Raw genomic sequence first — 16,653 nt, 5'->3', positions numbered from 1 at the left:
TGCGCTGCAAATTTGATGTCCAGTAGCTTGCTGTGGGGTCTTTGACTTGCCTGAACACAAATTTTGATTGGAGAGATGTTTATGGAAGAAAAGAATCAAGCGGCACTGTCTATAAGGGAAGAGTTTGCCGCAAAAGTAAAGGCGGACAACCGGAGAGAAAAACTTATGAAATGGGCGCCCGTGGGAGTACTGGCGGCATTGATTCTGGTCTTTTGCATATTAAAGGGAAGTTCATTTCTAAGTCTGAGTAATCTGTCGGCTATATTAAACCAGTGGTCCCTGCCTCTTTTGGTGGCACTGGGGCTGACATTTGTAATTATGATAGGAAGCATTGATTTGTCTATAGATGGTACCGTAGGAATGGTAGGATCATTAACAGCTATATTTGTAGCGAATTCAAAAAATGCAGTGAATTTAGGGATAATAGGCCTTTTGTTAGCAGTTTTATGTTCGGTTGTCATTGGTTTTCTGGTTGGTGTGATTCACGTTAAATTTAAAATCCCCTCCTTTATGGTTAGTTTTGCTTTTATGAATATTTGTATTGGGATAGGGATGTTATCTTATAGTGGAAAACCGGCGACCATTCGCGATCCTCTGATGATGGCAATTCCTAAGGCATCGTTTTTGGGGATACCGGTAATTACATGGATTGCACTGGCAGTACTGGCATTGTGTTTTTACATACAGGAATATACACCATTCGGACGTCATGTGTATGCGGTGGGAACTGATGAGACAATCCCCAAAGCAGTGGGTATCAACGTGAACCGGATAAAAATCAAGGTGTTCACACTGGCAGGTTTCTGCTATGGCGTGGCGGGTATAGTTGGCGCACTCAGGCTGGGCCAGGGGCAGATCGCCATTGGTACGGACCAGATGTTTCCGGCCCAGGCGGCCGTGGTAATCGGAGGAACCGCATTAACAGGAGGAAAAGGCGGCGTGATGAATACCGTAGTGGGAACTTTGATTATGACTGTGTTGATTAATGGTCTTACTATGATGGGTGTGAATCCCAACATCAAGACAGGAATCCAGGGAGTTATCATCCTTATAGCTGTAATTCTTACAATTAAACACGGTGCTACGGTGATCAGCAAATAAGTACATGGAGGGATAGAAATGTCAAAAAAAAATATATTGTTCAGTGCTAAAAACATCACAAAATCCTTTCATGGGACACAAGCGCTAAAAGGAGTAAATTTGGAAGTTCATGAGGGTGAAGTAATTGGACTGGTTGGTGAAAACGGTGCGGGGAAATCAACACTGATGAAGATTATCATTGGAGTTCAGCCTCAGACCTCGGGAGAGATGCATCTGAGAGGGCAGGCTTTCCAGCCCAATGATCCTTTGGAGGCAAATGCCCAGGGGATAGGGATGGTCTATCAGGAACAGTCCCTGATTACCACACTTTCCGTAGGGCAGAACATCTTTTTTGGTCATGAAAAAGATTTCATGCGTATGGGAGTTGTGAATTGGAAGAAAATGTATGCTGAGGCTGAAAAAGTACTTTCTGAGATTGGGTGCGGAGACATTAACCCTAGAAAAAAAGTAATCGATTTAAATTTCGCTACCAGACAGATGGTGGAGATTGCAAAGGTTGTCAATGTTACAAAAGAGGCTTCGGCAGATGGCAAATGTCTGATACTGCTGGATGAGCCAACTTCTGTATTAAATGAAACTGAAGTAAAACGCCTTTTTCAGGAGATAAGAAAATTGACTATAAAAGGCCATTCCGTAATTTTTGTATCTCATCGTCTGGATGAAGTGCTGGAGATTTCTGACCGTATATATGTCTATAAAGATGGAGAAAATGCCGGTAATATGGATGTGGCGGATGCCACGGAAGCTGTACTGTACGAACGAATGGTAGGGCGTGAAACGAACACGGAGTACTATCATTTGGATAAGCAGGTTATACCTGAGAAAGAGGTGGTATTAGAGGCGAAAGATCTGGGCTGCCGGGGTAAATTTAAGCATGTAGATGTCCAGCTGCATAAAGGAGAGATACTTGGTTTCTGTGGTGTTGTTGGCTCTGGAAAGGAAGAAATTTGCTCTGTTTTCTGCGGTGATGAAAAACCTGATTTTGGAGAATTGTTTATAAAGGGGCGGAAAGTGCAATATAGCTCACCTTATCAGGCGCTAAATGACGGAATTATAATGATTCCTATGGAACGTATGATTGAGGGTGTTGTCAGAGGGCTTTCTGTTGAGGATAATATAGCGCTTTCAAATGCAGGCAAATTGAGTAAGGGAGGTATGGTATCCAGAAAGCGTGTGTCGGAGCAGGCTCTGGAATGGATCCGAAAACTCAGGATTAAAACCAGCGGTAAAGAAGAACTGGTGATACAGCTCTCAGGAGGAAATCAGCAAAAGGTGGTCTTTGCACGTGTACTGGCATCAGAAGCGGATATTGTAATATTGAATCATCCTACTCGTGGAGTAGATGTGGGAGCCAAAGAAGAAATTTACAAGTTGATACGTGATATGGTAGCCGGAGGAAAATCTGTTATTCTGTTGGGAGACACCCTTGATGAGTGTATTGGGCTGTCAAATCGTGTGTTGGTTATGCGGGATGGATTGATTACAGGTGAGCTGGATGCATCTGTAGATGCGAAACCATCACAAGTAAGCATAATCAGTATGATGGTATGAGGAAGGAGTGAGAGCATGAAAAAACTAAAAATAAATAAGGCATATTTTGCTACATATTTCAGTATAGCTGTTATCATCTGCCTCATGTTGATTTTTACTGTTATGGAAAAGAGCTTTATCAATGCTTCAAATATTAATAATTTGCTGAGTGATACAGCTCCGCTAATGATTATGGCTGCCGGAATGACTCCTGTTATTTTGCTTGGTTCTATTGATTTATCCATTGGTGCCATGTGTTCTGTCTCCAATGTTCTGGTAGTCAGCCTCATTATGAAGTTTAAGGATACTATCTATGCAGATTGGTTTATTATGCTGGTGACATTTTTGGCCACACTGCTATTCTCGGTGGTTGGAGGTATCATCCTGGGAAGTATTCATGCAAAGTTGAAGGTTCCGTCATTTATAGCTTCTTTGGCATTTATGTCCATATGGAATTCTGCGGCATTGCTGAAAAGCAGTTCTCCCATATCCATACCTAAAAAGTTATGGGGCACCATTGAGTGGTATAAGATATCTATAGGTCCTTTGGGATATCCGCTGATTATTGCTTTCCTTATCATAGTCGGATATTATGTAATCCTTACCAGGACACCGTTGGGAAGAGGAATTTACGCAATCGGAGCGAATGAACGTGCTGCCCGTATGTCTGGCATATCTGTAGATAGAATTAAAATTGCTGTGTTCGCAGTCAATGGCTTCTGCGCCGCTTTGGGAGCAATCTTTCTTATGGCAAAGGCGAAGAGCTGTGCGCCTACGGTAGGTGATTCCTTTACGCTGATGGTGATTTCAGCAGTAGTTCTGGGTGGGACGGCTCTGATTGGCGGTTCGGGAAACATTCTGAATACTATAATGGGAGTTTTTATTGTTTCTATTATTAAGAATGGAATGAACATAGTAAGTATCAATGTATATTGGCAAAAGATTGTATTTGGTTTGGTGGTATTGATTGCTATAGCTATTAACACTGACAGATCTTCGAGAAGTTTTATTGTTAAATAGAGAAAAGACCGGTACCGGATTTGCATCCTTGTACCGGTCTTTTATGATTATATTACCTTATAATACATACTTCTTGGACTGCTAATGTTCAATAAGATATACTTCTTGAACTACTAATGTTCAAGAAGATATACCTAAACGGTCTGCCATTACAATTGCATCGTAAATCATTTGGGCTGTTACGGGGAACGGTTCTACATCCCAGTAAGACTTCAGTGATTCTTCTGCCACCGCCATAATTTCCTCTGGGGTAACATCTTTGATTCCCAAATCCTCAAATGTGGATGGAAGATGAACTGCTTTATAGAAATCATAGATTTCTTTTATTTCTTCTTCTGGTCTTCCTTCAATGATTAATTGTACCAGTATGCCAAATGCTACGACTTCTCCGTGCAGCAGTTTTATGCAGGGAGGTAATACTGTAAGGCCTTCTGCGATGGAGTGCGCACCTGCACAGCTGGAATTTTGTACTCCGAGACCGCTCAGTAAGGCATTAGCTTCAATTACATCTTCTACATCAAGGGTGCAAAGTCCGTTCTCTGCGGCAATCTTTGCATTCACCCCTTTGGTTAAGATTGTACTGTGACAGGCCTCCGCAATAGCACGTACGGCAATTGTGCTGCAATATCCTTTCCACACATAATTAGGAGAATGAGACTCAAGATTTGCTCTAGTCTCTATAAAGGTAGCCAGAGCATCCCCCATACCTGCTACTAGAAAGCGAACCGGCGCTTTGCATATAATATCAGTATCCAATAAAACTAAATCCGGGTTTTTCACGTAATGTCTGGCCCCTACATGTTCTCCTGAATCAGTATAAATTACTGAAAGTCCAATGACTGGTGCATCTGTGGATGCTGTTGTTGGGATAATCACTGTAGCTGCTTTAAAAATATCAGCCACCGCTTTTGCGGTATCCATGGTCTTTCCTCCCCCCATACCTGCAACCACATCAGGGTTAAACTGTTTTACGCTTTCGGCAATTTGGTCGATTTTTTCGGCTGTAATTTCCCCTTTGAATTCTATGACGGAAACACTGCTTTCACCTTCGGAGTACATGTTCTCAAATTTTACTTTGTATTCCCCGTAGAAAAAGCAATCTACCAAAATTAATACCCGTTTTCCATAAGCGTCTGTATACTCCTTCAGACGATCCAGCTCCCAGCGTCCCTGTATGTATCTGCTGGGAGAACCAAAGGCCCTTGTTCCGTGTTTGATCATAGACATAATTTTTCTACCTCCATATGATATTTTATCTTTTTCCTGTCTCTCTAAAATTAAAATACCATAGATTATTATGTTAGTCAATAATAATGTAGCTTTGTTATTACATTATATTATAACGATGAAATTGTTGCGGATTAGAACGCGAAATAAGAAACAAACAGATATGAGATGTAGACGGCTTTTTAATAAAGTTAGTTTGTCAAATTTGCTTCTAAAAAAGAATAAGAGAGCTCCAGAATATGGTTTGTAGTGTAGGAGTCAGCATCCCGGTCAAAATCATGTTCAGGAGAGGAAACCGGATAGAAAACAGAGTTTGGAAGTTTCTGGTGTAAAGCTTTGGATTCTGTAAAGGGAACATCCGGGTCCTGCAGTGCATGTGTCAGAAAGACAGGCGGATAATCAGCAGGCACCTCATGCAGAAGAAAGGTGTATTCTTTCAAAAAGTTTTTCATTTTTCCATCATAGAACAGGGAAACCCAGTTTCCGGTCTGCCGGGCATGGACATAAAAAGAATAGCGCTCTTGAAGAGGCGCCGATGTACAGGAACCTTCCTGCATAAAAACATTAAAATCTGAAGAAGAAAATGCGGGAAGACGATTGTAATAGGGGTTAGGGAGCTGATACCAGTCCGGTTCCAGAAAACCGTATCCATAATAAGAGAGAATACCGTTCGGATAGGGTATATATTTTAGAAGAGTGCTGATTAAGCAAAGATATGCTCCGGCGGAACGTCCCCATAGGAACCAGGGAAGCCAGGCTTTAGGGAAAAAACCCTGATTATCCAAAAACCAGGACACCCCATCCTTGATATCTGTAAGAATACCGGGAAGTTTTGTATAGGGAGAAAGCCCATAGTCAAATGAGAGAATTCCGAAACCATTTCTGCAGTAATAGTCAATAATCTTTTCCGGCAAATCGTCCTTTGTTCCGAACAATAATCCTCCCCCATGAAAATACAGCAGATACCCTTTCAGCTCAGTCCCTTCCATATATGTCAGGGAAGCATTTAATGGATAGCTGGCTCTGGGTATAACGAAATCCTTCCTTTTCATAAGTTTCTCCTTGCATTTATGGTTTACTATTTTCTATTTTACCAAATCAGGGGGAAAAGTTTAATGTCGGCAATGGACAAAAAGGACAAGGTAGAATTAGGCGTAGTGGACAATGTAAATTGGTGAAAATATATATATAATAAAAGGAAATAAATATGCAGTTGTGCAAAACACATAAAGCAAGAAGGAGGGAATATGAGTATTACGTGTGAAGACGTCAAAAAGACTTTGGATTGGATTTCATCATTCGGAGCGAATGATACAGGGGGTATGACGAGGCTTCTCTATACAGAAGAGTGGCTGGACGCACAGAAAGCCCTGAAAGAAAAATTTGAAAGACTGGGAATGAAGGCGGAGTTTGACGAAATTGGAAACCTGAAAGGGACTCTGGAAGGAACAGATGGGACCGGAGAAACAATAGGAACAGGTTCCCATGTGGATACTGTTGTAAACGGTGGAACCTTAGATGGCCAATTGGGAATCATCGGAGGATACTTAGCAATTGCAGACCTGCTTGAGACATATGGAAAACCAAAGAAAAACCTTGCCGTATTTTCTATAGCGGAGGAGGAAGGCAGCAGATTCCCTGCCGTATTCTGGGGCAGTAAGAATTTATTTCACATCCAGAACGAGGAGGAAGTCATTAGTATTGAAAGCATTGACGGAATCCGTTTTGTGGATGCCATGCACCAGTGTGGATTTGACTTCCAGGAGACAAAAGATTCTCTTATGGATGGGATAAAACAATTTGTGGAGTTACATATCGAACAGGGAAACACACTGGAGATGGAAGGCAAATCCGTAGGCGTAATCAGCGGAATTGTGGGACAGAAACGTTACAACATCCAACTGAAGGGCGAAGCGAATCATGCAGGAACTACACTGATGAAGTATCGTCACGATGTAATTCAGGTGTATGCACAGATTGTAACAGAGTCTATTGCAAAGGCAAAAGCAGCAGGAGACCCATTAGTACTTACTTTTGGGAAAATTAATGTAAAACCCAACACTGTCAACGTAGTTCCGGGAGAAGCCCTTTTTACTATGGACTGTCGTCATACAGACAAGGAATTTCTCCAGTCATTTACAAAAGAAATTGAAAATGACATGAAGCGGATTGCCGAAGAACATGGAGTGAAAATAGACATTGACTGCTGGATGGATGAAGAACCGGTTCCGATGGCAGAGGAAATGATTGAAATCATCAAAGCTTCGTGTGAGGAACAGAAACTCAATTACAGAGTGCTGCACAGCGGTGCCGGACATGATTCTCAGATTATTGCCAAATATATACCAACAGGAATGATTTTTGTTCCAAGTATTAAAGGTATCAGTCACAATCCAGCAGAGGCAACGAAGTTGGAAGATTTGCAGCAGGGTATTGAAGCGTTAAAGTATACACTTTACAAGCTTGCGTACTAGAGGAAAAGGAGAGACCCCCATGGAAAAAGCTATAAATAAAAATTATTGGAAAACCATTGTTTTCACATTCTGTCTTGGATGGACTATTATTTGGATCTACCGTGCTATGTTATCACCGATATACGGAGAAATTCAGCAGACAATCGGACCCCAGACAAATGCAGCAATGGGATTAATTGCAAGTTGTTACTTTTTTGGATATACAGCAATGCAGATTCCTTCCGGATTTCTGGTAGACCGGTTTGGACAGAAAAGGGTATTGATACCCGGATTTATTATCTTTGCAATAGGTGCATTTTGTGTAGCCTCCGGACATAGTCTTTCAGCACTTTATTTGGGAGGTGTATTAGCGGGTGTAGGATGTGGTACTTATTACGGAGCAGCCTTTTCTTTAACTGCACAGCATGTTCCGCCTGAGAAAAAGGGACTTGCAACAGCCATTGTAAACAGTGGTTCCGCACTTGGTATGATTCTCGGTATGACCGGTTCCAGTTTTGTGGTAAAACAACTTAAATTACCGTGGCAGGTTATGGTATCTATCTCAGCTACTCTGATTGTACTTCTCGTTATATGGTTTGCCATTGCTATAAAAGACAATATAGCAGAGAAAAAGGCAATGGGCCAGGCAAAAGTAGAAGCGAAAGAAAAGGGAGAAGTGAAAGGTAAAACAAACTTGTTCAGCATCAAGCTGATTTCATGCTACTTCTTGTATTTTACGACCTGCTATGCTTACTATCTGATCGTAACCTGGCTGCCGTCCTTCCTGGAATCTGAGCGTGGAATTTCAGGCGGACTTGTAGGTTTGGTAGTATCCATGATTGCCGTAACAGCAGTTCCCGGTGCGTTATTCTTCGCACATTTATCTGATAAGAAACGGAAATACAAGGCAGGAATTGTTACAGGACTTGAATGTGCGGCATTTGTGTTAATTGCAGTTTCCATGTTCGTACCCAGCGCGGGACTCCTTGCAGTGATTCTTCTGCTGTATGGTTTCCTCGGAAAAATGGCAGTAGACCCAGTACTGATTTCTCATGTATCAGATAATGCAGATCCCAAAAGTGTGGCAACTACCCTGGGTATGTTTAATTTCTTCGGAATGTCTTCTTCTGTAGTTGCTCCTGCGCTGACAGGAAAAATCATAGACACTACAGGCTCCGGAGAGTTTGGATTCTATATCGGAGCAGCTCTGCTGCTGATAGGAACAATTTTCTTCCTGATATGTAATGCAGGAAGCATGATGAAAAAAAGTGCATAATGTTTTAACTGAAAGGAGCAAGTAACAAATATGAGTTATTTAAATGGAGTAACAGGATACAGAAAAGATATTTTAAGCACACGATCTATTATCAAGAAGGATAATTATGCGGTAATTGAACCAGACGGCCTGGTGAAAAATACAATTCCAGGATTTGACAATTGTGAAATTACTATTTTAGCGTCTCCTAAATTAGGAGCATCTTTCGTGGATTATCTGGTAGCCGCCGAACCTGGCGGAGGCAATAAGCAGGGATTCGGAGCAGCAGGCGAGGAAATTTTCTTCTATATACTTGAAGGAACAGTGAAAGTATGGAATGGTGAAAAAGAAGCGGAATTAACCGATGGCGGATATATTTTCTGCCCGGAAGGAACGAAACTGTACTTTGAAAATGCAGGGGACAAAAAAGCAAGAGGGTTCTTATACAAGAGGCTTTATGACAGAATCGAAGGATATGAAGCACACACCGTAATTGAAAATATTAACAATGTAGACTGGGTAAACTATGAAGGAATGGAAGATGTTCTCGTGAAAGACTTCCTTCCGGCCGCAGGTGATTTGGGATTTGATATGAATTTCCACATTCTGGCGTTCAAACAGGGTGCATGTCATGGATATATTGAGACGCATGTACAGGAGCATGGTGCTTATGTTTATTCAGGAGAAGGAATGTATGTACTTGACAATGAATGGATCTCAGTGAAAAAGGGTGATTACCTGTTTATGTCAGCTTATTGTCCACAGGCTGCGTATGGTATAGGACGGGGTGAAATGTTTGCGTATGTTTATTCCAAGGATTGTAATCGTGATGTGAGATTATAGTAACTGTTCATGGCTTTGAACAGTTACAGATCATAAATAAAAGAGTGGAGGACAAGATTTTGAAATTAGAGCGCAGCGAACTGAAGGATTTAATGAAAAATAAATTTGTGAAAGCCGGATTAAAGGAAGATCATGCAGATATGATGGCAGAAGTTCTGACCTGGTCTGATGAAAGAGGAATTCATTCACACGGAGCGGTTCGGGTGGAATATTACAGTGAAAGAATCTCCAAAGGCGGAATCACTATAGAGCCTGATATTAAATTTACAAAAACAGGTCCATGCAGTGCAATGCTGGATGCTGATAACGGCTGTGGATATGTGGGAGCAACTGTAGGTATGGAAAAAGCCATTGAAATGGCAAAAGAGAACGGCATTGCTGTAGTGGGGATACGAAATATCTCTCACAGCGGCAGCATTGGCTACTATGTAGAGATGGCAGCAAAACAGGACCTGGTAGCATTGACCCTGTGCCAGTCCGACCCAATGGCTATCCCATTTGGCGGTGCAGAACCATTCTACGGAACCAATCCGATTGCCTTCGGAGCACCCTCAGCAGATGAGAGAAGAGTGATTTTTGATATGGCGACCACTGTTCAGGCTTGGGGAAAAGTTCTGTACGCACGTTCAAGAAAAGCGGAAATCCCAGATACATGGGCAGTAGATGAAGATGGAAAACCAACTACAGATTCCATGAAAGTAAATGCTTTGGTACCAATTGCCGGTGCAAAGGGATATGGCCTTATGATGATGGTGGACATCTTATCCGGTATTATGACAGGTGTTCCTTTTGGTCAGCATGTAAGTTCCATGTATGACGATTTGACAAAAGGAAGAGAATTGGGACAGCTTCATATTGTAATCGACCCGTCCAGATTTATACCTCTGGAAGAGTTTAAGAAGAATATGTCTGCATGCCTGGATGAACTGGCACAAGCAAAACCGGGAGAGGGATACGATAAAGTTTACTATCCGGGAGAAAGAGGACTTTTGCGTAAGGCGAATTATGAAAAGAATGGCGGTATCGAAATCGTTGATGATATTTACAATTATTTAATCAGCGACGATATCCATTTTGACCGCTACGACCACAAAAACCGGTTTGCAGAGTAAAAGGCAGGTAAAGAATATGATTAAAACTGTGATAAAAAAAGGCAGCTATCAGGACTCCGTAGTCCTGATGCTCCTTACAAATAAAATCAATGCAATGGAAGGAATCAACAAAGTTTCCATCATGATGGCGACACCGGCAAACAAAGATATTTTCCGTGCCAGTGGCCTGGACGGAGAAGAGTTGAATGCAGCTGGAGCCAATGATATGGCAATCGTTGTAGATGTGGAAAGAGAAGACCTGGTTCAGGCAGTTCTTGATGAGACAGAAGACTTCTTAAAGAACCAGGCATCTAAAAATGAGGGGAAATCTGGAAGAAAAGCAGCAAAGAACTGGGAACAGGCACTGAAAGAACTGCCTGATGCAAATCTTGCAGTCTTTTCCATTCCTGGAATTTACGCTGCAGCCGAAGCGGACAGGGCGCTTGATGAAGGGCTTCATGTATTTATGTTCAGCGACAATGTGAAATTAGAGGATGAAGTAAGCCTGAAGAAAAAAGCCCACGAGAAAGGTCTCCTGGTAATGGGACCTGACTGCGGGACCGGGATTATTCAGGGCGTGCCGATTGCTTTTACAAATAAAGTAACAAAAGGAAACATTGGTATTGTTGGTGCATCAGGAACAGGTATTCAGGAACTGATTACAATCATTGACAGGCTTGGAGAAGGGGTGACAAATGCTATCGGAACCGGCGGAAGAGATTTAGCTTCTGAGGTGGGGGGTATCACCATGCTGGATTCAATCAATGCAATGGAACAGGATCCGGAAGTGAAAATTGTAATTGTTATTTCCAAACCGCCTGCAAAAGAAGTGCGTGACAAAATCCTAAAACGTCTTTCTAATTATAAAAAACCGGTTGTGACTTTATTCCTTGGAGAAAAACCGGAAGTGCACACAGACGGATTCTATCATGCTTATACACTGGACGAGGCTGCCAGAATTGCAGTGCAGTTAGCCAGAGGTGAAAAGGTTACTGCTAATGCCTTCACACCAAACATCGCAGACCCTTATAGCAAAGAAGAGAAAAAGACTATCAAAGCATATTATTCAGGCGGAACCCTGGCAAGTGAAGCTGCCATGATGTTCAAAGATACTATGGGTCTTGATGTGAAGTCTGGAAAAAAGGAAGGATTTATGTTAAATCATGAAGGCCATATTGTGGTAGACCTTGGTGATGATGTTTATACACAGGGCAAGCCTCATCCAATGATTGATCCGGCAAAAAGAATTGAATGTATGGAGGAAGCGGCAGACGATGAGACTACAGGTGTGATTCTCTTTGATATTGTTCTGGGATATGGCTCCCACGAGGATATGGCAAAAGCACTCCTTCCGGCAATTCAGAGTCTGAAAGAAAAAGCGGAAAAAGACAGCCGCAAATTGTTCTTTGTGACAACGGTATGCGGAACACGTCTGGACCCTCAGGGATATGATTACCAGAAGAAACTCATGGAAGATGCAGGCGTGATTGTATGTGAGAGCAACAAGCAGGCTGTAGAAACCGCACTTTTCTGTGCAGGCTATACCTATCAGGAAGCGGAAAAAGAAATTGTTGAGGCAGAGGCAAAAGAAATTGTTGAAGTGGAAGTTTCCCAGAAAGTCAAAGCTTTATTTGGAAATAAACCAAAGATTATCAACATCGGTCTTCAAAGCTTTGCAGAAGTGTTGAGAGAATTTGACTGCGAAGTGGAGCAGTTTGACTGGGCGCCAGCTGCCGGAGGCGACATGGAACTGATTCAGGCACTTAGTTTCCTTAGAAACTATACTTTTGCATAAAGGAGGGAGAAGAACATGAGCTACCAGACAATCGATGATGCAAATCAGGCAGTGATTGAAAAAATCGTAGCTGCAAATCCGGTACTGTTAGATGTTGTACCGGCCAAAACCGTAATTCGGGAATTTGAAGAGGGGAAAGTTCTTCTTCATGCGGGACCTCCGATTCTGTGGGAAAATATGCCGGACCCTATGCAGGGCTCTTGTATAGGTGCGGTACTGTTCGAGGGTTGGGCTGCAGATGAAACGGAAGCCAGAAGAATGCTGACTGAAGGCGAAGTAACCTTTATTCCATGCCATCATGTACAGGCAGTGGGACCTATGGGTGGCTTAACATCTGCAAATATGCCGGTTTTTGTTGTAGAAAATACTACAGATGGAAACAGGGCTTACTGTACTATGAACGAAGGCATCGGAAAAGTACTTCGTTTCGGTGCATATTCACAGGAAGTAGTGGACCGTCTGACTTGGATGAAAAACGTTCTTGGACCAATTCTTGGGAAGGCAATACGTACTCTGGATGGAGGAATTAATGTAGGTCCCATGATGGCTAAGGCAATCGCCATGGGTGATGAATTCCACCAGAGAAATATCGCGGGATCGCTGGTATTTATGAAGGAGGTTGTTCCGATTATCACAAGGCTGGATATTGATGAGAAAGAAAAGCAGGAAGTCATTCAGTTCCTGGCAGATACTGACCAGTTCTTCTTGAATATCATGATGGCAACCGGTAAGGCAATTATGGATGGAGCAAGATTGATTCAGGAAGGAACTGTTGTCACCGCTATGTGCAGAAACGGAGAAAACTTTGGTATCCGTATCAGTGGAATGGGAGACGAGTGGTTTACTGCTCCGGTTAATACACCTCAGGGACTATATTTTACAGGCTATGACGGAGAAGATGCCAGTCCGGATATGGGTGACAGTGCTATTACAGAGACTTTTGGTGTGGGTGGTATGGCTATGATTGCAGCACCCGCGGTAACACGTTTTGTTGGTGCCGGCGGTTATGAAGACGCAAGAGACACCAGTGAAGAAATGATGGAAATTTGTATTGGAAGAAATCCGAACTTTACCATTCCTACATGGAGTTTTCAGGGGATCTGTCTGGGAATTGATGCCAGAAAAGTGGTTGAAAAAGGTATTACACCGGTAATCAATACAGGTATTGCGCATAAAGTGGCAGGCTATGGACAGATTGGTGCCGGAACTGTACATCCTCCGATCCAGTGCTTTGAAAAGGCCGTGCTGGGTTATGCTCAAAAGCTTGGATATCAGAAAAAATAGAGGAAATGCCAATGGAAATCTCAGCAAAGATTATTTCCATTCAGCTGCAGGACAGGTTAAAGGAAGAACATGTATATTCGATACACAGCCGTTTTCCCCATGGAATTAATGTAGAGGCGGAGGGGAGGCTGGTATTTATCGGAAATAAGGAAAATGAGATTCTTCCATATGGAATTGTGATTTCGCCGGAGAAGCTTTCGGATTTGCACTGGTTGGCAGAATTAGAGACAGTTCTTTGGAAAGACAGCAGTTTTGTTACGGCCAGGGGGTGCCTTAAGACAAAACAGGCAAGGGCTTTTTCAAACACCCTTCCTGTTTTGTCTGCTTTATGGGGAGATCCCCCGACTCTGAATTTCCCGGAGTTTGACAGCCTGCAGACAGGTTTTGGAGAATCCATCAGAAGTGCCGGAGGCCTTCTGGGAGAAAAAAAAGAAAAACTGGCAGAAGCGGTCAGAACCGGGGAAAAGCTGGAAATGATACTTACCCAATGGGTGGGATCAGGTCCCGGACTAACTCCTTCGGGAGATGACTATTTAACAGGAATTTTGGCGGCGGATGAGATTTATCATTTTACCTGCCTCCAGTTTAGAGATGCCATAAAAAATCTGTTGGATCAGGGATATACCACAGATGTTGCAGCGAATCAGCTTATTTGTGCGGCTGAAGGAGCATTTTCCGGTTCCTGGATTGGCTTTATGAAGGCTTATGTCAATGCAGACGAAGGAGAAATGAAGAAAAATTTTTATAAAATTCTGAGTTATGGGCACACGTCAGGAAGGGACATGTTTGCGGGTTTCCTGACAGGACTAGAGATAGCAAAACATGGTGTAAAATATGGAGAATAGTAAAAAAACAAAAAAAAGAATAAGTTTAACAAATCAGATTATAGCAGCTATGGTCCTTGGAATCATAGCTGGGCTTATAGGGGGAAAGGCAATCGCCCCGGTAGAAGTTGTAGGAAATATTTTTCTGCGGCTCATTCAGATGTCCGTTATCGTCCTGATTATGGGGGCTGTAATTGAAGCGGTTGGGAGACTGGAGGTTTCCGAATTGGGAAACCTGGGTGTGAAAATACTTATTTTATTTGGAGTGTCCACCATAATTGCGGCGGCAATCGGATGTATCTTTGGCATGGTTTTACAGCCGGGCAGGGGAGTACTTATTGAGACAGATCTTAATGCAGCAGCGTTTGCCGCGAAGGAGATGAGCCTTCAGGATATGCTTTTATCATTCGCTCCGAACAATATTGTGAATGCTATGACGGAAGGCAATATGATTCAGGTCATTGTTTTTGCTATTTTGTTTGGAATTGGGACCAGCATTATGAAGGGGAAAAAAGGATCAAGCCGTATATTAGACCTGCTGGAGGAAGTTAATGGAATCCTTATAGAGATGGTAAGCAAGATTATGATATTTGCGCCCATTGGAATCGGTGCTCTGATAGCAGCTACGGTTGGAAAATCGGGAGTCGGGATTTTACTTCCTCTTATAAAGTTTCTCTTAATACTGGCAGTGGGAACATTTCTACATCTTGCGTTTTGTGTGGCTGTTACAGCCGCTTATTGTAAAACAGGGTTTTTTAATCTCTCTAGAAAAATTGCAAATATGACTGTGGTGGCTTTTACCACCACATCTTCTGCAGTTACTCTGCCCGTGAAGATGAAAGACAGTGAAGAAAAGCTGGGAGTGAGTAAGCGGATTTCCGATCTTGTAAATCCACTGGGAATGTCATTAAACAGCAATGGACTGGCTATGTTTCTTTCACTGGCAGTGGTAACCATTGCACAAATATACGGTCAGGAGGTTACCATAGAAATGCTTCTGAAGATAGTGGTTCTGGCGTCTCTTGCATGTCTTGGTACCGTGGTAGTGCCTGGCGGCGGAATTGTAGCTCTTACCATAGTAGTTCCAAGTTTGGGACTTCCTCTTGGAGGAATTGCTATCATGGCGGGCATTGATTGGTTTTCCGGAATGTTCAGGACAATATTAAATGTAGACGTGGATGCTCTGGCGGCTATGATGATTGCAAAAAGTGCAGGAGAACTGGATGATAATATTTTGAATAATCATACAGGAGGGTAATAAAGTGAAAGAACAGGTGGTAGTAATTGCGCTGGGCGGAAATGCGCTGGGTTATAATTATGAAGAACAAAGAAAAGCAGTAGAAGGAACGGCGCTGATCATTTCTGATTTAATTGAAGAAGGCTTTAAAGTGGTGCTTACACATGGAAATGGACCTCAGGTGGGAATGATTCAGACTGCCATGGATGAACTGAACCAGATATATTCGATGTATACTCAGGTTCCTATGCCGTCATGTGTTGCAATGAGTCAGGGATATATTGCTTTTGAATTACAGCGCGCCATTAAGGCGGAACTGGAAAAGAGAAATATCCAAAAGAATATAGTTTCTATATTGACCCAGGTAGGTGTGGACGCCAACGATCCTGCATTTGAACATCCTACTAAACCAATCGGCCGTTTCATGTCAAAGGAAGAAGCCAGAATCATGGAAAAGCAGGGCTTGAAATGCATGGAAGATGCAGGAAGGGGCTATCGTCTCACCGTAGCATCCCCGAAACCAAAAAAAATCATAGAACTGGATGTAATCCAGCGGCTTATTGATGAAGGGGATCTGGTGATTGCCTGTGGCGGAGGCGGAATTCCGGTAGCAGAAAAGGGCGGAGAATTGGAAGGGATCAGCGCTGTAATCGATAAAGACTTTGTAAGTGCTCTTTTGGCAAAAGAAATCGGGGCAGACTTTCTTGTAATTCTTACGGCTGTGGAGAAAATTGCTATTAACTTTGGCAAGAAAAACCAGCAATGGCTGGAAAGTATGTCCTTGGATGAGGCGGACGCCTATATTAAGCAGGAACAATTTGCACCTGGCTCGATGCTTCCAAAAGTGGAGGCGGCTATGGAATTTGCAGCTTCCGGGATGAACCGAAGGGCGCTCATCACCCTTTTGGGAAAAGCCAGAGAAGGTCTTCTTGGAAAGACCGGAACGGTTATTTATAAATAATATTGAGGCTTATTCAGAGGCTTTTGCTGCAC

14 protein-coding genes are annotated in these 16,653 nt (G+C 42.6%); 12 read left to right on the top strand and 2 right to left on the bottom strand.

What is annotated here, in order from left to right; all coding sequences use genetic code 11:
• The first annotated feature begins 81 nt into the window (after positions 1-81).
• Genes A8805_RS15565 through A8805_RS15555 form a run of 3 tightly spaced genes read left to right on the top strand, consistent with a single transcriptional unit; the run spans position 82 to position 3,651 of the window.
• Entirely contained in the window at positions 82-1,101 is a 1,020-nt protein-coding gene (locus tag A8805_RS15565; RefSeq protein WP_109712792.1) for an ABC transporter permease, read from the top strand.
• A gap of 18 nt (positions 1,102-1,119) precedes the next feature.
• Entirely contained in the window at positions 1,120-2,652 is a 1,533-nt protein-coding gene (locus tag A8805_RS15560) for a sugar ABC transporter ATP-binding protein (protein ID WP_109712790.1), read from the top strand.
• A 15-nt stretch (positions 2,653-2,667) separates the two neighbouring features.
• Positions 2,668-3,651 (top strand): ABC transporter permease, encoded by a 984-nt coding sequence (locus A8805_RS15555; protein ID WP_109712788.1) that lies wholly within the window; start codon positions 2,668-2,670, stop codon positions 3,649-3,651.
• Positions 3,652-3,771: 120 nt separating this feature from the next.
• On the opposite strand, the gene A8805_RS15550 is transcribed toward A8805_RS15555, so the two are convergent.
• Both A8805_RS15550 and A8805_RS15545 read right to left on the bottom strand, forming a co-directional pair.
• Positions 3,772-4,878, bottom strand: coding sequence for a glycerol dehydrogenase (locus tag A8805_RS15550; RefSeq protein WP_109712786.1), 1,107 nt, complete (start codon positions 4,876-4,878; stop codon positions 3,772-3,774).
• Positions 4,879-5,069: 191 nt separating this feature from the next.
• Positions 5,070-5,930, bottom strand: coding sequence for an alpha/beta hydrolase (locus A8805_RS15545; protein ID WP_109712784.1), 861 nt, complete (start codon positions 5,928-5,930; stop codon positions 5,070-5,072).
• Between the two features lie 195 nt (positions 5,931-6,125).
• On the opposite strand from A8805_RS15545, the gene allC reads away from it, so the two are divergent.
• Genes allC through arcC form a run of 9 tightly spaced genes read left to right on the top strand, consistent with a single transcriptional unit; the run spans position 6,126 to position 16,621 of the window.
• Entirely contained in the window at positions 6,126-7,352 is a 1,227-nt protein-coding gene (gene allC, locus A8805_RS15540; protein WP_109712782.1) for an allantoate deiminase, read from the top strand.
• A 19-nt stretch (positions 7,353-7,371) separates the two neighbouring features.
• On the top strand, positions 7,372-8,607 hold the full coding sequence (locus A8805_RS15535) for an MFS transporter (protein ID WP_109712780.1): 1,236 nt from the start codon (positions 7,372-7,374) through the stop codon (positions 8,605-8,607).
• A gap of 30 nt (positions 8,608-8,637) precedes the next feature.
• Positions 8,638-9,429, top strand: a complete 792-nt coding sequence (allE, locus tag A8805_RS15530; protein WP_109712778.1) for a (S)-ureidoglycine aminohydrolase — start codon at positions 8,638-8,640, stop codon at positions 9,427-9,429.
• Positions 9,430-9,488: 59 nt separating this feature from the next.
• Positions 9,489-10,541: an ureidoglycolate dehydrogenase gene (gene allD, locus A8805_RS15525; RefSeq protein WP_109712776.1), complete on the top strand. Its 1,053-nt coding sequence runs from the start codon at positions 9,489-9,491 to the stop codon at positions 10,539-10,541.
• 16 nt (positions 10,542-10,557) lie between these two features.
• Positions 10,558-12,315: an acyl-CoA synthetase FdrA gene (gene fdrA, locus A8805_RS22630; protein ID WP_242992425.1), complete on the top strand. Its 1,758-nt coding sequence runs from the start codon at positions 10,558-10,560 to the stop codon at positions 12,313-12,315.
• Positions 12,316-12,330: 15 nt separating this feature from the next.
• Positions 12,331-13,599, top strand: a complete 1,269-nt coding sequence (locus A8805_RS22625) for a DUF1116 domain-containing protein (RefSeq protein ID WP_242992424.1) — start codon at positions 12,331-12,333, stop codon at positions 13,597-13,599.
• Positions 13,600-13,610: 11 nt separating this feature from the next.
• A complete protein-coding gene (locus A8805_RS15515; RefSeq protein ID WP_181392867.1) occupies positions 13,611-14,444 on the top strand; it encodes a DUF2877 domain-containing protein in 834 nt (277 codons plus the stop codon).
• Positions 14,434-15,681: a dicarboxylate/amino acid:cation symporter gene (locus A8805_RS15510; protein WP_109712772.1), complete on the top strand. Its 1,248-nt coding sequence runs from the start codon at positions 14,434-14,436 to the stop codon at positions 15,679-15,681. Before A8805_RS15515 ends, A8805_RS15510 begins: the two co-directional genes overlap by 11 nt.
• A gap of 4 nt (positions 15,682-15,685) precedes the next feature.
• Positions 15,686-16,621: a carbamate kinase gene (gene arcC, locus A8805_RS15505; protein WP_109712770.1), complete on the top strand. Its 936-nt coding sequence runs from the start codon at positions 15,686-15,688 to the stop codon at positions 16,619-16,621.
• Positions 16,622-16,653: the final 32 nt, after the last annotated feature.

The sequence above is a fragment of the Faecalicatena contorta genome (genome assembly GCF_003149105.1).
GTDB lineage: Bacteria > Bacillota > Clostridia > Lachnospirales > Lachnospiraceae > Muricomes > Muricomes contortus_C.
This window is presented reverse-complemented; position numbering and strand designations above follow the sequence as displayed.